Source organism: Sphingorhabdus sp. (assembly GCF_046154385.1).
GTDB lineage: Bacteria > Pseudomonadota > Alphaproteobacteria > Sphingomonadales > Sphingomonadaceae > Sphingorhabdus_B.
The window spans coordinates 1-23,895 of sequence record NZ_JBJXFW010000052.1 but is presented as its reverse complement, the minus strand read 5'-3'; the positions used below and the strand labels follow the sequence as shown (position 1 = coordinate 23,895).

Sequence of the window (23,895 nt, the reverse complement as noted above, 5' to 3'; positions counted from 1 at the left end):
GCGCCCGCTTCATGCGCGTCCACCGTGCAATTAGGGTCAAGACTTATTATTCGGTCAGCGGCGACGGCGGGAATTCAAGACCGGGCACTTTTTCACCGGGATGGCCCTGTGTCACCGCAGCGTAGATCATATCCCCCACCGGCGACCGTGCGATAATCTGCGAAGTTGGCACGATCAGGAAGATAGCTAAAGCGCCCCACGCCCAAGCACGATGAACCCGCCCGCTTTGACGCCAATCGTGGATCATGCCCGCAGCGGGAAACAGCAATGACACGAATATGACGATGTCAAAAGAATATGGCCCCATCAAAGGCAATGGCAGCAACCGCCCAAGCCCCGGCCCGATGATTGAAACTGTCGCACAAAGATGCAGCCGTTTGTGCCAGTCGGTGCTGCGCCGCAGACGGATCGCCGCAGTGGTAAGCGCGACAAAACACAGCATCGTCATCGGGTTGGCAATCAGGAAATATTGAGGCAGGAAGAAAAAGGGCGTGCCACCGCGCATGGCAACATCAATCGTAATCGCCAATCCCATAACAACCAGAAGACAGGCCCAACCTGCCGCAATCCAACCGAGGCGCCGGTGCAAGGCCAGCGATCCGCCAGTTGCCAACCGCACTTGGATCAGGAACAGCACAACCCATCCCATGAAAACCAGTCCATGAACATGAACAAGTGGCCGGGCGCCGAGCGAAGACCGCCCCATGGCGAAATGCAAAACAAAACCGGAAATGATTGTAAACGCAATGATAATTGCCATCCGCATGAAAAAACGGTCATTGCTTGTTGCTGCGGCAGGCGCAATAGTCGCCATATATCCCTCCCGATATACACGCTGACCCGGGCGGGGTTTAACACCCATTGGCGGATAGCTCAATGGATTGGTGCATTACCTGAAAGATGCCACAGATCACCGCGCATCACCGCCTCACCACGATTTTGCAGATCCACCAGATGCGCCAACACTGAACGTGCGGCCGCCCCTGTTAGCCGCGGGTCTAGGCCCTTATACATCATGGCAACCATATCGGGAATATGCCCTTCGCCTGTTTCCAAAAGCTTTACGATCTGGCGTTCGCGCTGCCGCCTGTGACCGATCATACCGCGCACCAGTTGACGGGGATTGTCGACAGCCGGACCGTGCGCCGGATAAAAAACGCGGTCGTCGCGATCATATAATTTTTGCAGGCTGGCCATATAGGCGCTCATGTCACCATCGGGAGGGCTGACAACGCTGGTCGACCATTTCATCACATGGTCGCCGGTAAACAGGGCGCCGCTTTCGATGAGCGCATAGCATAAGTGGTTGGAAGTATGCCCCGGCGTTGCGACCGCTTCAATTGTCCAGCCGTCCCCCGAAATCCGTTCGCCATCGGTCAAAATCCGGTCGGGGGCGTAATCGGGGTCAAATGCACTATCAGCCCGTGGGCCGTCATCCGTCAACACCAGTGGTGCACATCCGATAATCGGCGCACCGGTTGCAGCTTTCAGGGGGGATGCCGCGGGGGAATGATCGCGATGCGTGTGCGTGCACATTATCGCCGTCACCGTCTTGCCGCCGACCGCGCGCAAAATCGCCTCGACATGGCCTTCACCATGTATGTCGGCAGGGTCACCTACGCTTTGGCCGCTCCCGGTCGGGCCAGGGTCGATAATCGCAACATCGTTACCCGCACCCACGATCCATGTTTGTGTGCCGGTATAGGTGTAAGGCGACGGATTTGGTGCCAGCACCCGGCGAACGAGCGGTTCGTGCTGTTCAGTTTCGCCTGCGCGAATAGTATCGGGCCAATTCATCATCAAGTTATGGCGTAAACGGACAAAAAGAAAAAGGGGCGGTTCGCAAAAACCGCCCCGTCCGGACATTTTTGAAAAGGGGAGCTTGTGTCCGGTCCAGTTCGCCCTGTTAGTCCGCGGCGTTTGCGCTGGTTTCCAGCTTGCGGATCTGTTGTTCGATTTTCTCAACCACTTCCTTGCGTATGTTTTCCGGAATGTCCTTGTCCTTGCTAATATCACCACGCGCCTCACGAAGACCTTTGATCGCTTCAAGCTGGGCGATTTTCGCCTGACCTTTGCCGCACAGCACCAGCTTGATCCGTGATCTATTTTTTCCATCAAAACCGCTCACATCGGTCGTGACCGGTACACCGTCACGGCAATCCTTGGTTATTTCCTTGATGTCGATCTCCGGAATATAAGACGCAATATTCATAGTGCTCATCACCCGAATGGCTTCGATCCGCCCGCGCTCTGCGGCGGCTTGGGCATGGGCATGGGCTGATCCAGCGATTGCAACGGCGGCGGCGGCGTGTGCAGTATCCGCCTCGGCTAATGCCTTGTCCGCTTCTGCGCGCGATATTTCTGCATTTGCTATCATCTTTTCCACTTCGGCATCGGACAGCTTTTTGTCGGTGTGAAAGACAAAAACCTTGCCATCGCGTTCAACTTTCGTGACCTCTTCGGCGCCATCCTTCCCCATGACATCCGCTGTCTCTGTGTCGCGTTTCACTTTGATTATGCGTATGTCTTTGCGGGGATTTGCAGCTTCGCCCTCTTTTGCGCCCTCTTCCGCGGTCGCCTCGTCCTGAGCGACAACGGCAGGAACAATGGTTGCGGTTAACGGCAATATAATCGCTGCGGCGGCCAAAATGCCCAATTTGCCAAAAATCCGGCGCTGTGTGCTGGCATCTTTCATCGTGAGTCTCCTCAACCGTTCAATGATAGTTTTTGGGGAATTGAGGGCGGTGGCAAAGGTTGGCACACCGTCAAATGCGGTCCGGGCGAGAGCCTGACCGTAAATGGCCCGTTCTTCGGCGCCCTTTCCAGCCAGCACGCGTGCATCGCAGGCCGCCTCCTGATCGAAGCGAAAAGCGGCCCAGCTCATCCATGCGATTGGATTGAACCATTGCAAGCACAGCATCATGAAAGCGACGAGATTTGCAAACAAGTCGCCTGATTTATGATGTGCCATTTCATGCGCGATTGCGAGCTCCCGCTCCTCTGGCGAATAGCTGCGCGTAAAGTCGTGCGGTACAGCAACAAAGCGTTGGAATAGACCGAAGGCGAGAGGTCCGGCGACCTGATCCGAGGTCACGATCCTCACGCCGTCTATATTTGCGATTTCGGTAGCTTCGGACAACAAATCGTCGCGCATGGATGCGTAGCGGATCATCTGGATAATAAAAAGCAGCGCTGCACCACCGAGCCAAACCGTTAGGCCGAGAGCAACAAAATCAATCGTCGGCGCTTGCCCTGCGGACTCGGCCAGGGCTATCGCTGGACCAGGAGCGGATAATCCCGCCAAAATTGATGTGCTAACCACTTCGCTGACGCCTTGCGCGCCTTGCACGCCGGATACCGCCGAACCTTCTATGCCCGGCATACACAAGCGTGCCGCCGGAACGAGCCAAAGCGCATAGGCCACGCCGGCGCCGAAAATCTTTGCAACCGGCCTGCGTATCATCAGCACTGCCGCCATCAGCAATGTCGTGACCAGTAAGCTGTCAAACAGCCATGTCTGTGTGAAATCAAGAATCATGATTTCAACTCCCTCAACAATTTTTCGATTTCGGATATGTCGGCATCGGTCAACTTTTCCTGCTCTGCCAAATGCGCGACAAGCGGCATAAATTTGCCACCGAACAAGCGATCAACCAACCGCTTTGATTCATGCGACACATAATCTTCGCGGACAACCAGGGGAGAATACAGAAACCGCCTGCCGTCGGCACGATGTTCCACAGCGTCCTTTGCCAGCAAACGAGACAAAAGTGTTTTGACTGTAGGCAAGGACCAATCGCGATCATCAGGCAACCGCGCCGCAACATCGGTTGCCGTCAGCGGAGCTTGATCCCATAAAATTTCCAAAATAGCCAATTCGGCGTCGCTGATGCGTTCAAGTGTCATTATCGATTCTCCGACTACAGACGTAATCGATTCGATTACAAATGTAAACGTCATTGGTCCGCGCGCGTCGGCTTTTTGTCGAACTTCTTTACAGCCGTGAACAGGGTTAACGCTGTGATAACGATCTAAGTCATTGTTTTTAATGTATGGTAACAAACTGGCACGACGGGTGCATATGTTAGAGTGTTCAACACCCCACAAACAAGGACGGGTGGTTTGCTAATGGTCTCGCACCACCCGTCCTGGTTTACCTTCCTGAAAATTTGACAAAAAAAGGGCCGGAACCCGATTTGGATTCCAGCCCCTTTACAGCCGTAAGACTGTGAGATGTGGTGATTACATACGCAAGCGCAAAGTTGCCCCGAAGTAACGATCCGCATCGCGCGGAATGTGCAACCGGACACCTGCATCGGTGTTGAGCGTCACATAGCTTTCGTCGGCCAGATTGCGGCCAACCAGCGTAAAGCGCCAGTTATCGTCAGCATCAGACAGACCGATGCTGGCATTGATCATGCCATGTCCGTCGAGGCGACCAGTCTCGCCCAATCCGGAAAACTGGCTGCTGACGTTGTTATAAGCCGCATTCAAATGCAGGGCCAGGTTGGAACTGAGCGATGCTTCGTAATCAGCACCAATATTCCAGGACCATTCCGGAGCCAATGGCAGCTTTGTACCGTTCTGCGCGTTTGGTGCATTGGTCGTCGGGTTCGGGTTGAACTTTACAACCTTGGCATCGGCATATGCGACGCTTGCGGAGAAATTAAGCTTACCCACCGGATTGAACAGCGCGTCAATTTCAAAACCCTGGCTGCGAACAGAACCGGCGTTGGTCAAGTTGCTGACCGTTACACCGTTCAAGGATATGAAGTTGTTCGCCTGATAACCGTCATAAGTCACCGTGAACGCTGTGGCGTTCAATTGGACACGACGGTCGAGAAACTGGCTCTTTACGCCAATTTCAAACGAGTCTGACGTTTCTTCATCAATCGGCACCGCGTTGTTCGGTGCGACATGGTTGAAGAAGACGTTGAATGCAGGGCCCTTATAACCACGCGTAAAGCTGCCATAGAGGAGCACGTCCTCTGAAGGCTTCACGGTCAAAACCGCTTTGCCCGACACATTGTTGGTGGTGGTCGAATTGGCCGAGATATTCGTGCCGTTCCCCGGAGGATTAGATGTCAGCGAACCGCCGGCACCAACCGACTGCAAACCACCAAGACCCGTCACAGGCAGACCCGTCAAAACGTTGGTGGCGGGTGCGCGTTGGTGCACGAACGCAAGCGAGTCATGTGTCCAACGCAAGCCACCGGTCAGGGCGATCCAGTCATTGAAGTTATAGGTTGCCTGTCCAAATACCGCATAGTTTTCGACATCGACATCGCTGCGCGAAGTTGCTGTTCCAAAGATGGTATTCGGATTATTCGTCAAGGCACAAGGTTGCCCGCCGGTCAACGGATCAACCGGCAAGGTTGATGTCGTGCAGCGGATTACATTGCGGGTAAAGTCCTGCGAGTTTTCCGACTTCCAGTAAAAGCCGCCAAACTGGTATGTCAGCGCCTGATCCTGCGGCGAAGCAATTCGCAGTTCTGCCGAATATTGCGACGTCGATACATTTCCATTGTCATGCAATTGGTTAAAGCCAACCAGCGGACGCGGCAAGAAATCGCCTTCGCGGATCTCGTCATTGCTCCAGTCGCGATAGCCTGCGATGAAGCTCAATGTGTGGTCGCTGAATACGTCGAAATCGGCGTTCAGCGTCAATCCCCACTGACGGTCTTCCGTGCTAGTTTCAAGATTCTGGTTGATGAAACGTTGATCTTCACCCTGTGCTGGAACAATACCGAGCTCGGCATCCAGAACCGCGCCACGGCTGATTCCGGTAACTTCGGCGCAGCAATCATCGTCAGCTTTGTAATAATCGGCGATCAGACGGATGCGGGTCGGTCCATTGTCATAGTCAAGTGATCCGCGCACGCCCAAATGCTCGTAACCATTTACTTTGCGATTGCCGTCGGCATTGGCGTTTATATTGGTGATGTTCCCGCGATAGCTGCCGAAAAAGCCATTCAACCGTGCGGTAAGATTTGGCGCGAGAGGTCCAGCGATTGTGCCACGCAAACGATATTCGTCGCCTTCGAATGCCGAAACCGAAACTTCGCCTTCAAATGTTTCGGTACCGCCCTTTGACACGACATTGATTAAACCTGCCGAAGCATTTTTGCCGAACAGCGTGCCTTGCGGACCACGCAACACTTCAAGGCGTTCAATTTCAACAAGGTCGGCAAAAGCCTGACCGGGACGGCTGAGCACAACGCCATCGACAACTGTCGAGACGCTGGGTTCAATTGCGATTGCAAAGGTAATTGTACCAACGCCGCGCAACACGAGCGCCGAGTTGGCATTGGTCGTGCCTTTGCGGAAGTTAAGTGACGGAACCAGCTGGTTCAGATTTTCAATGCTGGTGGTTCCCGAATTCGCGAGCGCTTCGCCAGAAATAACCGAAATTGCAATCGGCACATCCTGCACGTTTTCTTCTACCTTTTGTGCGGTAACGACAATTTCTTCGACCTGCGCCATGGCGGGTGCCGAAATGCCTAGCGCCAATGCGCTTGAACCAAGCAACCCTGCCCGGAAAAGAATCGTGGAATTGAATTTTGTATTTCGCATCTTGTGCCTCCCTAAATTACCGCCCGCTTTCGGAAAATTTCCTTGGTTTAGCGCCACAGAAATTCTGCCGACCGGCGTGATCGTCGTTGATAACTATCTTGATGTAACCAATCACGCTTGATATGTCTAGCGGTGTCATATAGCGACAGAATTTAGGCAACAACTGTGGCAATCATGTCATAGTCGAAAAACCAACGGGTTGCCGGCGCCAGTTTCGGGCACCGCGAGTGAGGGAATGAAGAGTGGCATTTTCAACGGTCTTGCACGACGATGGTTTTGATCTTCGGCACAATGACCTGTGTCTATTATCCCATCGAACCGGCAATCCGGCATTTTCAATCGGCAAAGGACATCCCGACCTTGAGATGGTTCGGGGCAATTTCCGGATCGACGATGCAATTGAAAGCCGGCTGGTTCTCGACCGCTGCGTCTCGGACAATGGCGCGATCCGGCTATGGAGCAGCGCGCAGCCCGACACGATCCTGGCGATTAAAATCGAACAGGAATCAAACCGGGCAGTTTTGAAGGTTAGGTGCACGGATGTAAATGTGAACCGGCTCTGGTTGACAATGAATTGCACCGAACAGGAATCCTTTTGGGGCGGCGGGGAACAAATGTCCTATCTGCGCCTGAACGGCAGGCGCTTCCCATTCTGGACATCCGAGCCGGGAGTGGGCCGTGACAAAACAACCGAACTGACACAAATCATGGACGCCGAAGGATTGGCGGGAGGTGATTACTGGACCACCAATTATCCGCAGCCGACCTGGTTAAGTTCCGAACGATATGCAGTACATCTTAAAACGGCGGCCTATTCGGTTCTCGACTTAACCGAAGCGGGCCGCGCCCGCGTGGAATGCTGGACCGCCGATATCGATCTTGAATTATTCGCAGCTGCGTCACTTCCAGATCTTGTCACAAAAATGTCCGACCGTTTCGGTCGCCAACCGCCATTACCCGAATGGGCGATAACGGGCGCCATTGTAGGTCTGAAAGATGGTGAAGCGACGTTTGACCGTTTTGAAAAAATTGCGGCATCCGGTGCAGCCATTTCGGGACTGTGGTGCGAAGATTGGGTCGGCATCCGCCAAACCAGCTTTGGCAAGCGACTGTTTTGGGATTGGCGCTGGAATGCCGCGCGCTATCCGAATTTGCCCGCGCAAATTGCCGGGCTGGCGGAACGGGGCGTCCGCTATCTGGGCTATGTTAACCCCTATCTCGCAGTCGACGGCGCACTTTATCAAGAGGCATTGGCCGCGAATTATCTGGCGTTGCACCAAAATGACGACAGCCCATATGCGGTCGATTTCGGGGAATTTGACGCAGGCGTCGTCGATTTTACCAACCCTGCCGCTGCCGCCTGGTTTTCCGAACGTATCATTGGTCAGGAAATGCTCGATTTCGGCCTGTCGGGCTGGATGGCGGATTTCGGCGAATATCTGCCCACCGATGTGCGGTTGTTCGACGGATCCGACCCTATGGAGGCGCATAACCGCTGGCCCGTCTTGTGGGCCAAGGTCAATGCCGACGCCATCGCCTCGCGCGGTAAAACAGGCGAGGCGACATTCTTCATGCGGGCGGGCTATTCCGGCGTGCAGGCCTATTGCCCGTTGTTGTGGGCCGGTGACCAATGCGTCGATTTTTCAAGACATGACGGGATCAATACCGTCATCACTGGCGCACTGTCTTCTGGCCTGCTTGGTAACGCCTATCATCACAGCGACTTGGGCGGCTATACCAGCCTCCACGGCGTTGTCCGCACCGCGGACCTTATGCACCGCTGGATTGATATGGCGGCGTTCGCACCCGTCATGCGTAGCCATGAAGGAAACCGTCCCGCCGACAATCTCCAGATCGATAGCAGCGAAGAACTTCTGTCCCATTTCGCAAGGATGAGCAAGGTGCATGCCCGGCTGGCACCATATGTACGTGCGCTGTCCGACGAAGCAGTCGCAACCGGACTGCCGCTTCAACGCCCCTTGTTCCTGCATTATGCGGATCCCGAATTTCACGACATACAAGACCAATATCTATACGGAACAGATTTGCTGGTCGCGCCCGTTGTCGCAGCGGGTGAGGAAGGACGCAATGTCCGCTTGCCCGATGGGCAATGGCGGCATCTTTGGTCCGGTGACAATTATGCGGGCGGACGGCATATGATAAGTGCACCTGTTGGCAACCCGCCCGTTTTCTATCGCCAAGACAGCGCCTATGCGCCATTGTTCGCCTCCATCACTGAGGAATTTGGCACGTGAACACGCGTTCAAACATTCGCGACGTGGCAAAACGTGCCGGGGTTGCTGTTAAGACCGTCAGCCGCGTCCTTAATAACCACCCCTATGTCAGCGCCACCACCAAGGCCAAGGTCGACGCCGCCATGGCCGAACTCGGATTTTCACCGAGTATTGCCGCACGCATTTTAGCCGGCACCAAATCGGGCCAGATCGCGTTGATTTACGACAATCACTCACCCTATTATATGCATCAGATCATGCAAGGCTGCTGGGACCGGTGCCATGAAGAGGGGATGCGCCTGATCGCGCAGCCCGTCGATGTCGCGGATTCGGATGTAGGTGAACAAGTGCGGGGTATGGTGAGGCAAACCCACGTTGATGGCGTTATCCTCTCATCGCCTGTGACCGACTGTGCTCCGGTTCTCTCCGCTTTGGAGGCGCTCAATATTCCCTTCGTCCGTATTTCGCCGGGCACCAATCATGCCCTGACCTCATCAGTATTCATGGATGATACGCAAGCGGCGGATGACATGACGACTCATCTTATCAATATCGGGCACCGCCGAATCGCGTTCATCATGGGGCACCCCAACCATATGGCCAGCGCCGAGCGGCAAGCAGGATATGAACGCGCGCTCAGCCGCGTCGGAATCTCCGTCGATCCCGACTTGATCGCAGAAGGTCAATTTGATTTTGAAAGTGGTGTTGCCGCAACCGAGCAATTTCTGTCTTTGAAAAATCCACCGACGGCTGTTTTTGCCTCCAATGACGATATGGCGTCTGGCGTCCTTGCCGTTGCCCACCGGCGTTCGCTGCAAGTGCCGGAACAATTGTCGGTCGCGGGTTTTGATGACACCACGCTTGCCCGTGTCGTTTGGCCGCCTTTGACCACGATACGCCAGCCTGTGCGTGATCTTGCCGCGACCGCCGCCGACCTTCTATTTGGCGAAGGCGGTATTGAACACCGGCGCCTGCCCCATGAACTCGTCAACCGCGAATCCACATCTCCACCTTCACAAAAGAGCAAAAAAACATGACACTTCCCAAACCGACATTCTCCCGACCACTGGGCAAAAGTGGTATAGAAATATCGTCCATCGCATGGGGTATGTGGCGTTTTGCCGGACTCGAACTGACCGCCGCGCGCGCCGCGATTGACGCCGCTTTTGAAGCCGGTATCACCTTGTTCGACACCGCAGACATTTACGGTTTTGGCGAACAGGGCTTTGGAAAAGCGGAAGAGTTGCTGGGCCGCGTCTTTGCCGATGCCCCGGAACTGCGCGACCGGATGGTGTTGGCGACCAAGGGCGGCATCACCCCGCCCACGCCCTATAACAGCAGCGCTGAGTATCTGACGAAAGCGATTGATGATAGCCTGCAAAGGCTCGGCACCGACCGCATCGACCTGTGGCAAATTCACCGGCCTGACATCCTTACCCACCCGCAGGAAATCGCGCGCGCGGTTGAAGCAGCGCACAAAGCAGGCAAAATCCGCGCCTTTGGCGTGTCGAACTTCACGCAGGCGCAGATCAGCACGCTGGCGCAATTCAGCGCGGTGCCGATTGTGTCGACACAGCCCGAACTGTCGCCGCTGCGGATCGATACCATCGAAAATGGCGAACTGGATCAGGCGATTGCCATGGATATGGCTGTCCTTGCCTGGTCGCCTTTGGGCGGCGGGCGGATCGGTGATCCTTCCAATGCGCGTGAACAGAATGTCGCCGCAGCCCTTTCGGGTGTTGCCGCATCGCATAATGTGTCGCGCACGGCGGCCGCCTATAGCTGGATCATGGCGCATCCGGCGCGTCCCATCCCCATCGTTGGCTCGCAAAATCCGGCGCGTATCGCCGAGGCCGCCGATGCCTTCAAAATCACATGGACCCGCGCCGATTGGTACAGCGTGCTGGTCGCCGCAAGAGGAGTGCCCCTTCCATGAAGCCTGTCGAAGTCAGCTGGTTTTCCGCCCTGTGCGATGATGACTATGAATTTCTGGGGCAACCCGACCCGATGTTGGCATCGAGCTGGGAACATTGCCGCAATATCGTATTGAACGCCGAAAAGGGCGGGTTTGACAATATCCTGCTGCCGTCGGGCTATGCCCTCGGCCTCGACACCACCGCCTTTGCCAGCGCGATTGCGGTGCTGACGACGCGGATCAAGCTGCTGATGGCGGTTCGCGTTGGTGAAAGCTGGCCCCCGCAACTGGCGCGGCAGATTGCGACGCTGGACCAGATTTCGGGCGGGCGGCTGAACGTCAACATCATCTCGTCCGACCTACCCGGCGACCAGATGGACAGCGAACCCCGCTACCGCCGCACGGTGGAGGCGATGCACATCCTCAAGACGCTGCTGAATGGCGAGCATCTGTCTATTGATGGCGAGCATTACAAGATCGACCTAGACCCGCCGCGGATGAAGACCGTCAGCGGCAAATGCCCGCCCCTCTATTTCGGCGGGCTTTCTCCCGCGGCCAAGGAAGCGGCGGCCGAAGGGTGCGATGTCTACCTGATGTGGCCCGAAACGGTGCAGGGCGCAAAGGACCTGATCGACGACATGACCGCGCGCGCCGCGAAGTTCGGACGGACGCTGAAATATGGCTTCCGCAGCCATGTCATCGTCCGCGAAACCGAAGCCGAAGCCCGCGCCTATGCCGACCGCCTGCTGTCCAAGCTGGATGCGGGAACCGGCGAGGCGATCCGCAACAAATCGCTCGACGCGCAAACCTTTGGCGTCGCGCGGCAGGCGGAATTGCGCGAGGCGGCGGCGGCCAATGACGGCTACATCGAAGATAATCTATGGACAGGCATCGGCCGTGCCCGTTCCGGCTGCGGCGCGGCCATCGTCGGCGACCCGGACCAGGTGCTCGCCAAGCTGGAAGCCTATAAGGCCGTGGGCATCGAGGCGTTCATCCTGTCGGGCTATCCGCACATCAACGAATGCGACATGTTCGCCCGCTATGTGCTGCCACGGCTGGAGCATGGGCGGCTGGAGATTTAATCCTCCCCCAGACCCGCCATCCGCTCGGCCTGATCCTCGGCGATCAGCGCGTCGACCATCTCGCCCAGCCCGCCGCCTTCCAATATTTCGGGTAGCTTGTGCAGGGTGAGGTTGATGCGGTGGTCGGTTACCCGGCCTTGCGGGAAATTATAGGTGCGGATGCGTTCGGAGCGGTCGCCGGAGCCGACCATCGCCTTTCGCGCCTCGGCCTCGGCCCCTTGAGCTTCCTCACGCTCTTTTTCGTACATGCGGGCGCGCAGCACCTGCATCGCCTGTTCCTTGTTCTTGTGTTGGCTGCGCCCGTCCTGGCAGGTCACCACAATCCCGGTCGGCAGATGCGTAATCCGCACGGCAGAATCGGTCGTGTTCACATGCTGCCCGCCTGCACCGGACGCGCGGTAGACATCGATTTTCAGATCGCGCGCCTCGATGTTGATGTCGACTTCGGTCGGTTCGGGCAACACCGCGACGGTCGCCGCGCTGGTGTGGATACGACCTCCGCTTTCAGTGACCGGAACACGCTGAACGCGGTGGACGCCGCTTTCATATTTCAGCTTGGCGAACACGCCATTGCCCTTGATTGAGGCAACAACTTCCTTGAACCCGCCGACATCCGAAGCGCTGACCGAGATCGGTTCGATTTTCCACCCCTGCCCCGCGGCATAGCGTTCATACATCCGATACAGGTCACCAGCGAACAAAGCCGCCTCATCTCCGCCGGTGCCCGCGCGGATTTCGAGCATCGCAGGGCGTTCATCGGCGGCGTCTTTGGGCAGCAGCGAAATGGCCAACGCGGTTTCGGCATCATACAGTTGCTGGGTCACATCCTCCAGCTCTTCGACCGCCATGTCGTGCAGTTCGGCATCGGACGAATCCTTGACCATATGCTGCAACGTCTCGATTTCCTTGCGCAGACGCCGCACCGTTTTGGCGGCGACAGCGACAGGTTCCAGCTCGGCATATTCCTTCGAAGCGGTAACAAAGGCATCGCCTTCGAGTTGCCCGGACGCCATCCGCGCCTCAAGCTCGGCAAAACGCGATTCAATAAGAGCGATACGTTGGGGGGAGATTTTCATAGGGCCAACCCCAAAACCCCAATATTGTCATTCCCGCGTAGGCGGGGATCCATGGGCTGATACCTCCACACTCGAGGCAATCTTGGTTCGCACAAAGACACTAAGACACGGCGCAACTTCTTTGTGCCTTCGTGCCTTCGTGCGAACCCTATTTCCGACAAGTCAGGCCATGGATTCCCGCCTGCGCGGGAATGACAATTGAGTGAGTTGACCATCTTATTCAGTCACCACCAAGCATGGTCTGCCAGCCTAATGGTAAAGCCGCCTGAATTTGTCTGATTTCGTCGAGCGTTAACGATTCGCCGCTCAGATAAAGTCTTGACCCGGATAATGGATCTGACTGTCGAACAAATAATATGCTGTCCACCTTAGCTTTTTTTGCCAGTTCGACTTGCCGCTTAGCATTGCCTTTAAAAGACGTCGCTATGGCAACCCCATTCTTTCGAAGGTGTCGAGCTAACATTTCAGAATCTTGCTGCAATTCCGGGTGGTCCGCCACCACAGCGATCAGCAGTTCAGATTTACCCTCTACGCACAACATCGCCAACCGCTCTATCCCGGCGGCCCAACCAACTGCAGGCGTTGCAGGTCCACCCAAATTTTCGATCAGCCCGTCATAGCGCCCGCCACCAAGCACGGTGCCCTGTGCGCCCAACCGGTCGGTGACAAATTCAAAGGCCGTGTGGCGGTAATAATCAAGGCCACGCACCAACGCTGCATTGCGGGTCCATGCCACACCCGCTGCATCCAGTCCGGCGGTCACTGCTCCGAAGAAGTCGCTGGCTTCGGCGGACAGGAAATCGTCGATCTTCGGGGCCGCATAGGCGACGCCGCGGTCATCGGGGTCCTTGCTGTCCAATATGCGCAAGGGGTTCTTTTCCAACCGGGCAAGGCTGTCTTCGGACAGGACGTCGCGATGGTCGTTGAAATAACTGACCAGCGCCGCGCGCCACGCATCGCGGCTGGGTGTGTCACCCAGCGTGTTCAGTTGTAACGTAACGCCGTCATCAATGCCCAATTCCTTGAGCAACTGGTCCGCCATGACAAGCAATTCGACATCGGCGGCAGGTTCCGCCGCGCCGATGATTTCCGCGTCAATCTGGTGAAATTGGCGATAGCGCCCCTTTTGCGGGCGTTCGTAGCGGAACAGCGGGCCATGCAACGACAGCTTCATCGGCGTATATTGCTGCCAGCCATTGGTCAGATAGGCGCGCGCAATGCCTGCGGTAAATTCGGGCCGCAACGTGATGGAATCCCCTCCGCGATCTTCGAAGCTGTACATTTCCTTGGAAACGACATCCGTCGCCTCGCCCAGACTGCGGGAAAATACGGCGGTCGGCTCGATCACCGGCAATTGCAGGCCTTTGAACCCGTAAAGCCGCCGCACCCGTTCAAAGGTCGCCACAACATGCGCGAAGCGTTCCTCGGTTTCACCGAACATATCCTGGGTGCCACGAACGGGCTGCGGGGTCTGTATCTTTGCCATCGGCAAGCGCCCTAGCGCCAATTGCCGGAGAGGGGAATAGTGCTTTGGTTTCTGCTAAGGTTGGGGACAGTCCCCAAGGGGACAGTCCCCGCGTGACGGCTACGGGGACTGTCCCTTCAGGGACTGTCCCCAACAGCCCCCCTCACATTCCACTGGACGCCTGCAAACACATCCGCCAAAACCCATGTCCATGAATTCACGCACAATAACGCGCGCACTTGCCGCACTCGCCCTTTCCTCCAGCCTTGCTTCTGGCGCACTTGCCCAGAAAAGCGCACCGCAACCGGTGCCGATTGTCGATCGGGTGCCCGAACCGGAAGACCGTCCCCTGCCCGCGCCTATGGTGCTGGAGGTGGATGCGACCGATGTTGCGCGGGCGATTTTCCGCGTGAAGCAAACCATCCCGGTCGAGGCGGGCAAGCCGCTGACGCTGCTCTATCCCCAATGGTTGCCGGGCAAGCATGGCCCGCGCGGCGCCTTGGCCGAAATGACGGGGCTCAAGGTCCGTGCAGGCGGCAAGCTTCTCGAATGGACGCGCGATCCGGTTGAAGTCTATGCCTTCCATGTCGATACCCCCGCCGGAACGAAATCGGTCGACGTGGAATTCCAGTTCACTTCACCCGTGCGCGAAAGCGAAGGGCGAATTGTCGTCACGCCCGCGATGATGAATGTGCAATGGGAACAGGTGTCGCTCTATCCGGCAGGTCACTTCACGCGCGCTATCGAAGTGAAGCCTTCAATCACCCTTCCGTCCGGCTGGACCGGCGTTGCGGCCCTGGATGGCGGCAAGATAACGGGCGACCGCATCGATTATGCGACGACCAGCTATGAAACATTGGTGGATAGCCCGATGTTTGCCGGACCCCATTATCGCAAATGGGATCTTGGCAATAAGGTGATGCTGAATGTGTGGGCGGATGAAGCCAAATATCTGGATGCAAAGCCCGAGCATATTGCCGCGCACAAGGCGCTGGTCGACGAAGCGTTGATCCTGTTTGGGTCCAAACATTTCGACCGCTATGAATTTTTGCTGGCGCTGACCGACGAATTGGGCGGCATCGGGCTGGAGCATCATCGCAGTTCGGAAAACAGCCGGGAGACCGATTATTTTGAAGGATGGGCTGACAATGGTTCCGAACGCGGTTTGTTACCGCATGAACTGATCCATAGCTGGAACGGCAAATTCCGTCGCCCGGCCGAAATGTGGACCGCCAATTATTCCACCCCGATGCGCGACAATCTCTTGTGGGTGTACGAAGGGCAAACCAGCTATTGGGATATTGTCCTTGCCGCCCGTTCGGGGTTGCAGTCCAAGGAAATGGTGCTGGCAGAATGGGCAAAATATGCCGGTTTCTATGCCGAACAACCCGGCCGCGACTGGCGCTCCGTCGAAGACACCACCCATGATCCCATATTTGGAGCCCGCAAACCGAAGCCTTTTGCGAGCCAGGCGCGCGGCGAGGATTATTATAATGAGGGCTCTTTAGTATGGCTCGCCGCCGACATGACAATTCGCGAGCTTTCGAAAAATACCAGGTCGCTCGATGATTTTGCCAAATCCTTTTTTGGTGTGCGCGATGCGGATTGGGGCGTTCTGACCTATGACTTTGACGAAGTTGTCCGCACGTTGAATGCGGTTCAACCCTATGACTGGGCAAGCTTTCTCGATTCAAAATTACGCAAACCCGGGCAAGCTGCCCCTCTGACGGGCTTTGAAAAGGGCGGGTACCGGCTGGTCTGGAAAGAAGAGCCCAATATTTTTGACAAGGAGCGTATGAAGGAAGGTGGCGGCACCGACATGACCCACTCGCTTGGCTTAACGCTTGATAAAGAAGGCAAGGTGACGTCGGTGATGTGGAATGGACCGGCATTTAAGGCAGACATCGTCAACGGTACGAAAATCCTTTCCGTCGGCGGACTTGCATTTTCCAAAGACCGCCTGACCGAAGCGGTTACGGTGGCAAAGGACGGAAAGACGGCAATCCGGCTGATCGTCGAACGAAACAAGCGATTTGAACAAATAGACATCGCCTATTCCGGCGGTTTGCGCTATCCGCACCTCGAATCTGTGGGCAAAAGTGAAACGGCGATAGATCGTTTGCTGGCTCCGCGGAGGACCACCAAATAACCTAGGAAAGCATTCTCCCATGCGTATCGATATGATCCCTACCGGCGAAAACCCGCCCGAAAATATCAACGTTGTTATTGAAGTTCCTATCGGCGGTGAACCGGTGAAATATGAATTCGACAAGGCATCCGGTGCCTTGTTCGTGGATCGTATTTTGCACACGCCGATGCGGTATCCTGCCAATTATGGTTTTATTCCGCACACATTGTCCCCCGATGGCGACCCTTTGGATGCGCTCGTCATCGCCCGTTCGCCTTTTATGCCGGGATGCGTTGTGCGGTGCCGTCCTATCGCGGTATTGAATTTGGAAGACGAACATGGCGGCGATGAAAAATTGCTGTGCGTTCCCATTGATGCGACATTCCCATATTATCGCAAGATCACCGAAAGCGATGATCTCCCCGAAATCGTGATGCAGCAGATCGAGCATTTCTTCACCCATTACAAAGATCTTGAACCTGAAAAATGGGTCCGCGTCGGCAAGTGGGGCGATGCAGATGAAGCGCGCCGTGTTCTGTTGGAAGCTATTCAACGCGAACAGGACAATAAGAAATGATGCGCTGGGCCGGTCCAGTTCTGGCTGCGATGACACTGGCAGCGTGCGCCACGCCTGAAACGCGTGTCCGGACGGCATTGATGGATGCGGGTCTATCAAAGCCAATTGCATCGTGCATGGCAGACAGAATGGTGGACCGGCTCTCGCTTATTCAACTCAACAAGCTTTCCGGCCTGAAAAAATTGCGGGACAAGGATGTCCGCAAGCTATCAGTCGATGAGTTTTTGAAACGCACCCGATCTTTGCAGGACCCGGAAATCTTGGGCGTAGTTAGCTCATCCGGTCTGATTTGCGCGATTAAAGCTTAGGGTCGGAAACTAGGGTCCAAAAATGGGGACAGTCCCTAAAGGGACAGTCCCCGGCCTTGTGTTATCTGTGTGCTATCTGGGGACTGTCCCCTTGGGGACTGTCCCTAACGTCTATCCTTGGGGACTGTCCCCAACGTCTATCTCCATCCTAAGCGAACAACTTCGCCAGTACCGACAACCAGCCGCCAACCGCCTTGGGCGGGGCTGGTGGGGTGAAGTCGGCGCATTCCAGGCAACGGGCCTGCACGCCTTTCACACCGGTCAGCATATCAAGATCGGCGACCATGCGTTGCACAAATAATTGCTGCTGCCATGCAGCTTGGGCAAAAATATCCATCGGCGCGGCAACGCTCGCCCGTTTGGGCATCAATCCGCCCAACAATGCCCCCGCAAAGCTAGGTTGCGGTTCGATATAAGAGGCATGCCATTCGCCGGTTTCGAGCCCGGCTTTTTTGGCAGCTTCTGCCAGCGCCTCATCCATTCCACCAAAGCGATCCACCAAGCCAATTTGCCGCGCCGTTCCGCCTGCCCAAACACGGCCTTGGCCAATGGCGTCTACCTGTTCCGGGGTTTTTTTGCGCGCTGTTGCAACACGACTGATAAAATCACGATAGCCGTTTTCAATCGCGCTCTGTGCAACACGGTCAAATTCGGCACTGAATCCGCCCAGCACATCGGGCTCGCCTGACAATGCCGTGGTTTTTACGCCGTCTGCGGTAACCCCGATTTTCGCCAGACCCGCTTTGGCACTGGGGATAACGCCAAAAATGCCGATCGAACCTGTAATCGTAGAAGGTTCGGCAAATATCACATCAGCCGGGAGCGAAACCCAATAGCCGCCGCTGGCGGCCAAATTGGCCATCGACACAATGACGGGTATTTTCTTCGTCTTGGCCGCTTCAATCGCCAACCGGATTTTTTCCGATGCGGTAACCGATCCGCCCGGCGAATCCACCCGAACGACCAACGCTTTCAGATTCTTGGTGTCCAAGGCATCGTAAATCAGGCCGCTAATCGTGTCGCCGGCTGCGGTTCCTGGCCCGGCTTCGCCGTCGACAATGGTTCCCGCAATGGTCACAACGCCAATTGCTTCCCCCGCACTGGGCGGGCCATAGCTGGCCAGCAAGGCGTCCATTGGCGTTGCCGCAAATCCCCCTGTGGATTTTTTGTCATCCGCGCCAACCTTCGTCGCTATAAATTTGCCAAAAGCAACGCGATCACCCAATTTGTCGACGAGCTTGTTGGCTATCGCCAATTGCGACAAATTGCCTTTGGCATTTTCCACTGAACCCGCCGGATCGTTTAGTATCTCGGCAAATTTGGCCTGCGGACGTGCCTTGGCCACGTCGGTTTTCCATTGGCCCCAGATTTCATCATAGACCGCTTTAATCGCGATTTTGGATTCCGGCGACTGGTCGGATCGCATATAAGGCTCAACCGCGCTTTTATATGTACCTACACGGTAAATGTTCGCTTTGATGCCCAGTTGATCGAGCAGGCCCTTATAATAAGGTTGCGACCCACCGGGGCCGGTCAGCATCGCTCCCCCCAAAGGGTCCATCCAGATTTGCGTCGCGTGCGCCGCCAACAGATAACTGTCATCCGAATAAGCCGTGGCAAAGGCATATACCGGCTTTCCGGCCTTTTTGACCCGCTCCAGACTGTCGCCGATAGCAGAAAGGCTCGCCTGCCCTGCGCCGAGGAAACGGTCCATATCAAGCACGATTGCCTTGATACGCGTGTCCGTTTCCGCGATTTTCAGCGACCTGATGATATCGCGCTGCCTGATTTCGCCTATGGGAACAGATGTTGACGTAAGTGTTGTTAACGGATCAATTTCGGCGGGTTGTTCCGATATTACGCCATCGAGCTTCAACCAAAGCGCCCCTTCCTTAACCATTGCAGGGTTCGGGCTGGCATTCAGTGCCGCGAACAGCACAGCGAAAAACAAGAATAATAACATCAATACCAGCAGGTCCTTGAGGCCCACAATCAATTTCCAGCTGATACGTAAAAATGTCATAATTTACCCTTTGAAATACCCGTCGAATGTAAGCGTTAAGCGCACAATTTCCAGCGGTCTTTCGACCAACAGCTAATGATTTACAGAAAAGGGCCGCCGGAGAAACCCCAGCGGCCCTTAAACATGGGTCAGCGGTCGGATGTGCCGCTGCCGGAAGTTGCTTTCATGCCGTGACCGGCATCGCTGATTTAATCAGCGGCCGATCTCCCGAACGGAATTGCCCGACCTCTTAACTGAACCATGAGACATCGGATCACCTCCTTTCGTTGAATGGAAATTGCTTGCTTCAAACATATCTCTGCCCTCCGCGACTCGATAAGTGAATCAAACAAAGTTTGGAAACAAGACTTGTATTATATTTTTTTTCCGGCAAATATTAGGGTTCTGCTTCGAAGCACGTCAAGCTCGGCAATCTTCCATTATTCGCGTGATTTCTGCCCAGGACGGGATCGCAATCGATTGCTGCCCATCCACCTCCAGCGCGATGCGGCCCCGGCTGAACGCCATGGCGTCGAGGATGGGGTCAGTCGGCAGGATTTCGGTGGCAAGATAGGCCGGCGTCGCGCCCGTCGGGCTGACCGCAAATTCCTTCAGCGCCGAACTGGTCCGCACTATCATCCGCTCCGCCGGGCCAGCGCCGGCACGCGCGAGATAAAGCCGCCGCCGCGCAGTATCGCAGCGCAGCGTAACGATCGCATTCTGACCGGTCGGCCCGAAAAGGGCAAGCGACCCGCGCTCATCCCGGCGGTAGACCCAATCCCCTGTTTCCAATGGCCAGTCGGGCCAGTTCGCTGACGGCCGCAGCACAGGCGGCGGGGCGGGTGTCACAGGCGGCGCGGGCCTTACGACGGGCGCAGGGGGCGGGGCGGGTGGTGGTGGTGGCGAACAGGCTGCAAGGGCGAGCAGACTGGCACACAGGGGATAATGAAGCTTCATCTCTACAGCTTATGGCCAAAACCACTCTGTTCCGCTAGCGCCCTGCGACATGGCGACGAAAAAAATACGCTTGGATCAACTCATCGTCGACCGCAATCTGGCGGACAGCAAAACGCGCGCCCAGGCCCTGGTGATGGCAGGGCATGTCTTCATCGGCGATGTAAAGGCGCAAAAGCCCGGGCAACAGGTCGCCGAAGATGCCCCGTTGCAGGTGAAGGGCAGCGACCACCCCTGGGTCTCGCGCGGCGGCATCAAGCTTGCCCATGCCCTCGACGAATTTGCCATCGACGTCACCGATGCGGTCGCCATGGATGTCGGATCATCGACCGGCGGCTTCACCGATGTGCTGCTGACCAACGGTGCCGCGCGTGTTTACGCCGTGGACAGCGGCACGAACCAGCTCGCTTGGAAATTGCGGCAGGACGAACGCGTCATCGTCCATGAGCAGACCAGCGCCCGGATTTTGACAGAAAGCCATATTCCCGAACCCATCGATATCATCGTGTGCGACGCCAGTTTCATCAGCCTTGCCAAGGTATTGGAAACCCCACTGACTTTCGCCAAAAGCGGTGCGCAGATCATCGCCCTCATCAAGCCGCAGTTCGAGGCCGGGCGCAGCGAAGTCGGAAAAGGAGGCGTCGTGCGCGACGAGGCCATACATGCGCGCGTGTGTGCCGAAGTCCAAATGTGGTTGGTCGAAAAAAACTGGACTGTACGCGGTCTGACAACCAGCCCGATTACAGGGCCGCAAGGCAATATCGAATTCCTAATCTGGGCACAGAAAAACTGAAGCCCGTCCTTTTCGGGGAGCAGAAAATGAAAGTATATATTTCACTCGCAGCGTCGGCTGCCCTGCTGGCCTTGGCGCCGGTCAACGCCACACTGGCCGCGCCTGCAAAAAGTGCCGCGACCGAGGTGCCATCGCAATTGCCCCGCAATGCAGCCCCGCTGCACTATAGCATCACGGTGACACCCAATGCCGAAAAGCTCAGCTTTGAAGGCAATGTCCTCATCGAATTCCTGCTGAAGACCCCCAGCGACAGCGTCACGCTCAACGCCGCGGACATCGACTTTCGCGGTGTAACCATCGCCAAAGGCCGCGCAGCCGCGATGCCTGCCACCACCACAGTCAATGCAGCGGCACAAACTGCGACCATCGCCTTCGGCAAGAAGCTCCCCGCCGGTCGCTATACGCTGAACATCGATTATTCGGGCAAGATCCTGCAACAGGCAAATGGCCTGTTCGCATTGGATTATAAGGACCCGCAAGGCGCAGAAAAGCGCGCGCTGTTCACACAGTTCGAGGCCCCCGACGCCCGCCGCTTCGTGCCGAGCTGGGATGAGCCGAACTACAAGGCAACATTTGACCTGACCGCAACTGTCCCCGCCGACCAAATGGCGGTCAGCAACATGCCCGTCGCCGCCCGCCGCGACATTGGCAATGGTTTGGCCGAAGTCCGTTTCGGCACATCGCCCAAAATGTCGACCTATTTGCTGTTCTTCGGTTTGGGCGAGTTCGACCGCATTACCAAACAGGTAGGACCCACCGAAGTCGGTGTTGTTGTTGGCAAGGGCAATGGCCCGAAAGGCCAATATGCGCTCGACGCCTCGGCCAAATTGGTTGCCTATTATAATGACTATTTCGGCACCCCCTACCCGCTGCCCAAATTGGACAATGTCGCTGGCCCGGGACAAAGCCAGTTTTTCAGCGCGATGGAAAATTGGGGTGCGATCTTCACCTTTGAACGCGTCCTGCTGAATGACCCCAAAATCACCAGCGCCCGCACGCGTCAGGGAATTTTCTCGACCGATGCGCATGAAATCGCCCACCAATGGTTCGGCAATCTGGTCACCATGGCCTGGTGGGACGATCTGTGGCTGAACGAAGGTTTTGCAAGCTGGATGGAAAGCAAGGCAACGGCCCATTTCAATCCCGACTGGCAGAGTGAACTGGACCGTGTGAACGGCCGCGAAGGGGCGATGGGCCTCGACGCCTATGTGACCACCCACCCGGTGATCCAGAAAATCTCTACCGTCGAACAGACCAGCCAGGCGTTCGATACGATCACCTACCAAAAGGGTGAAGCCGTTATCACCATGCTGGAGGCCTATGCCGGTGAGACAATCTGGCGCGACGGCCTGCGCGCCTATATGAAGAAGCACGCCTATGCGAACACGCGCACGGACGATCTATGGAACGCGGTGGAAGCGGCAGGCGCCAAGGGGCTGGTCAAAATTGCGCATGATTTCACCAAACAGCCGGGCGTCCCCCTGCTGGAAGTGAAGTCGGCAAAATGCGTGAATGGTTCGACCCTGCTGACCCTGACCCAAAGCGAGTTTTCGCGGGATCGCAAGGCCGAAACATCGGCAAAACCGCAACGCTGGAATGTGCCGGTCATCGCGCAAGTCATCGGACAAGCGCCCAGCAAGACGGTCATTTCGAACGGCAACGGATCGCTGCAACTCGCTGGCTGCGGCGCCTTCATCGTGAATGCCGGACAAAGCGGCTATTACCGCGTACTCTACCAACCCGATATGATGGCGGCCTTGCAGAAGGATTTCGCAAAGCTTCCCGCAATCGACCAGCTCGGCTTGCTGAAGGACAGCCAAAGCCTCGCCTTCAACGAATATCAGCCGGTACGCACGGCATTGAATCTGGTGGATGCGGTGCCATCCGACACCAGCCAGCGGGTGACCGAGGATATTGTGTCCACCTATGGCTATCTGTACGGCCTGTATGAGAAGGACCCGGCACGCCAAGCCAAGCTTGCGAAACTGGCCAGCAATCGTTTTGGTCCTGCACTCGCCAAGCTTGGCTATCGCCAAAGCCCTTCCGATAGCACCTTAGACGCCAATTTGCGTAGCGCGCTGATCAGCACCCTCGGTTATATGGGCGATCCAGCGGTCGTGGCTGAAGCCAAGCGGCTTTTCGCCGAACTGGAAACCAACCCGGCAGCATTGGATGGCCCCCTGCGCACAACATGGCTCGGCGTGATCGCGCAAAATGCCAATCAAGCCGACTGGGACAAGATGCGCAAGCTGGGCCAGACGGCGGAAAACTTCCTTGTACGATCCAGCATGTACCGCCTGCTGGGCTCGGCCCGCGACACGGCCCTTGCAAAGCAGGCGCTGGTCCTCGCGCTGACAAAGGAGCCCGGCCCCACGCTGAGCGCCTCGATCATCAATGGCGTATCGGGCGGCCATCCCGATCTGGCCGTCGATTTCGCGCTGGCAAACCGGGAGGCGGTGGAGGCTCTGGTCGATGTGTCGTCCAAATCGGAGTTCATTCCCGGCCTTGGCAATGGCTCCAGCGACCCGGCGATGATTGGAAAGCTTGAAGCTTATGCCAAAGCCTATCTCTCACCGGAATCGCGCAAACCCATCGATCAGGCTGTTGCCGCGATCCAAACCCGCATCAAGTTGCAACCGCGGATCCGGGCCGAAACATCGGCTTGGCTGGATGAAAAAGCGGCGCAGTGATGGCATGGTTGGGGACAGTCCCTAAAGGGACAGTCCCCGCAGTTTTGACGCTTCCTCATAGGACCCGTCACCCTGAACCAAGTTCAGGGTGACGAAAT

At 56.5% G+C, this 23,895-nt stretch carries 18 protein-coding genes; 9 read left to right on the top strand and 9 right to left on the bottom strand.

Going from position 1 to position 23,895, the window contains the following annotated elements; genetic code table 11:
- Positions 1-46: 46 nt before the first annotated feature.
- The 5 genes from ACKVOS_RS11640 to ACKVOS_RS11620 form a co-directional block, all read right to left on the bottom strand.
- Positions 47-814, bottom strand: coding sequence for a hypothetical protein (locus ACKVOS_RS11640; RefSeq protein WP_409212169.1), 768 nt, complete (start codon positions 812-814; stop codon positions 47-49).
- 59 nt (positions 815-873) lie between these two features.
- Positions 874-1,800, bottom strand: a complete 927-nt coding sequence (locus tag ACKVOS_RS11635) for an MBL fold metallo-hydrolase (RefSeq protein ID WP_409212168.1) — start codon at positions 1,798-1,800, stop codon at positions 874-876.
- Between the two features lie 106 nt (positions 1,801-1,906).
- Positions 1,907-3,538 (bottom strand): M56 family metallopeptidase, encoded by a 1,632-nt coding sequence (locus ACKVOS_RS11630; protein ID WP_409212167.1) that lies wholly within the window; start codon positions 3,536-3,538, stop codon positions 1,907-1,909.
- On the bottom strand, positions 3,535-3,906 hold the full coding sequence (locus ACKVOS_RS11625) for a BlaI/MecI/CopY family transcriptional regulator (protein ID WP_409212166.1): 372 nt from the start codon (positions 3,904-3,906) through the stop codon (positions 3,535-3,537). The genes ACKVOS_RS11630 and ACKVOS_RS11625 overlap by 4 nt, the downstream gene beginning before the upstream one ends.
- 336 nt (positions 3,907-4,242) lie before the next feature.
- Positions 4,243-6,573 (bottom strand): TonB-dependent receptor, encoded by a 2,331-nt coding sequence (locus ACKVOS_RS11620; protein WP_409212165.1) that lies wholly within the window; start codon positions 6,571-6,573, stop codon positions 4,243-4,245.
- Positions 6,574-6,815: 242 nt separating this feature from the next.
- Here ACKVOS_RS11620 and ACKVOS_RS11615 point away from each other — a divergent pair, with 242 nt between their 5' ends.
- Genes ACKVOS_RS11615 through ACKVOS_RS11600 form a run of 4 tightly spaced genes read left to right on the top strand, consistent with a single transcriptional unit; the run spans position 6,816 to position 11,804 of the window.
- Entirely contained in the window at positions 6,816-8,828 is a 2,013-nt protein-coding gene (locus ACKVOS_RS11615; protein WP_409212164.1) for an alpha-glucosidase, read from the top strand.
- Positions 8,825-9,844 carry a LacI family DNA-binding transcriptional regulator gene (locus ACKVOS_RS11610; protein ID WP_409212163.1) on the top strand — a complete coding sequence of 340 codons (1,020 nt, stop codon included), beginning with the start codon at positions 8,825-8,827 and terminating at the stop codon, positions 9,842-9,844. The genes ACKVOS_RS11615 and ACKVOS_RS11610 overlap by 4 nt, the downstream gene beginning before the upstream one ends.
- The gene (locus ACKVOS_RS11605) at positions 9,841-10,743 is read left to right on the top strand and encodes an aldo/keto reductase family oxidoreductase (protein WP_409212162.1); all 903 of its coding nucleotides are present in this window, start codon (positions 9,841-9,843) and stop codon (positions 10,741-10,743) included. The genes ACKVOS_RS11610 and ACKVOS_RS11605 overlap by 4 nt, the downstream gene beginning before the upstream one ends.
- Positions 10,740-11,804 (top strand): LLM class flavin-dependent oxidoreductase, encoded by a 1,065-nt coding sequence (locus ACKVOS_RS11600; RefSeq protein ID WP_158900615.1) that lies wholly within the window; start codon positions 10,740-10,742, stop codon positions 11,802-11,804. The genes ACKVOS_RS11605 and ACKVOS_RS11600 overlap by 4 nt, the downstream gene beginning before the upstream one ends.
- On the opposite strand, the gene prfA is transcribed toward ACKVOS_RS11600, so the two are convergent.
- Together prfA and hisS are read right to left on the bottom strand one after the other, a co-directional pair.
- Positions 11,801-12,880 (bottom strand): peptide chain release factor 1, encoded by a 1,080-nt coding sequence (gene prfA, locus ACKVOS_RS11595; protein WP_409212161.1) that lies wholly within the window; start codon positions 12,878-12,880, stop codon positions 11,801-11,803. The genes ACKVOS_RS11600 and prfA overlap by 4 nt on opposite strands.
- A gap of 220 nt (positions 12,881-13,100) precedes the next feature.
- A complete protein-coding gene (gene hisS, locus ACKVOS_RS11590) occupies positions 13,101-14,366 on the bottom strand; it encodes a histidine--tRNA ligase (protein WP_409212160.1) in 1,266 nt (421 codons plus the stop codon).
- A 184-nt stretch (positions 14,367-14,550) separates the two neighbouring features.
- Here hisS and ACKVOS_RS11585 point away from each other — a divergent pair, with 184 nt between their 5' ends.
- Genes ACKVOS_RS11585 through ACKVOS_RS11575 form a run of 3 tightly spaced genes read left to right on the top strand, consistent with a single transcriptional unit; the run spans position 14,551 to position 17,358 of the window.
- Complete coding sequence (locus ACKVOS_RS11585) at positions 14,551-16,494, top strand: M61 family metallopeptidase (protein ID WP_409212159.1); 1,944 nt, start codon at positions 14,551-14,553, stop codon at positions 16,492-16,494.
- Between the two features lie 19 nt (positions 16,495-16,513).
- Positions 16,514-17,050: an inorganic diphosphatase gene (gene ppa / locus ACKVOS_RS11580; RefSeq protein WP_160352190.1), complete on the top strand. Its 537-nt coding sequence runs from the start codon at positions 16,514-16,516 to the stop codon at positions 17,048-17,050.
- Positions 17,047-17,358, top strand: a complete 312-nt coding sequence (locus tag ACKVOS_RS11575) for a hypothetical protein (RefSeq protein WP_409212158.1) — start codon at positions 17,047-17,049, stop codon at positions 17,356-17,358. The genes ppa and ACKVOS_RS11575 overlap by 4 nt, the downstream gene beginning before the upstream one ends.
- A gap of 148 nt (positions 17,359-17,506) precedes the next feature.
- Here the strand turns inward: ACKVOS_RS11575 and sppA are convergent, their stop codons facing one another.
- Both sppA and ACKVOS_RS11565 read right to left on the bottom strand, forming a co-directional pair.
- Positions 17,507-19,381, bottom strand: a complete 1,875-nt coding sequence (gene sppA / locus ACKVOS_RS11570) for a signal peptide peptidase SppA (protein ID WP_409212157.1) — start codon at positions 19,379-19,381, stop codon at positions 17,507-17,509.
- A 399-nt stretch (positions 19,382-19,780) separates the two neighbouring features.
- The gene (locus ACKVOS_RS11565; protein WP_409212156.1) at positions 19,781-20,317 is read right to left on the bottom strand and encodes a hypothetical protein; all 537 of its coding nucleotides are present in this window, start codon (positions 20,315-20,317) and stop codon (positions 19,781-19,783) included.
- 49 nt (positions 20,318-20,366) lie between these two features.
- Here ACKVOS_RS11565 and ACKVOS_RS11560 point away from each other — a divergent pair, with 49 nt between their 5' ends.
- Together ACKVOS_RS11560 and ACKVOS_RS11555 are read left to right on the top strand one after the other, a co-directional pair.
- Positions 20,367-21,107: a TlyA family RNA methyltransferase gene (locus ACKVOS_RS11560; RefSeq protein WP_409212155.1), complete on the top strand. Its 741-nt coding sequence runs from the start codon at positions 20,367-20,369 to the stop codon at positions 21,105-21,107.
- Positions 21,108-21,133: 26 nt separating this feature from the next.
- On the top strand, positions 21,134-23,797 hold the full coding sequence (locus ACKVOS_RS11555) for a M1 family metallopeptidase (RefSeq protein WP_409212154.1): 2,664 nt from the start codon (positions 21,134-21,136) through the stop codon (positions 23,795-23,797).
- Positions 23,798-23,895: the final 98 nt, after the last annotated feature.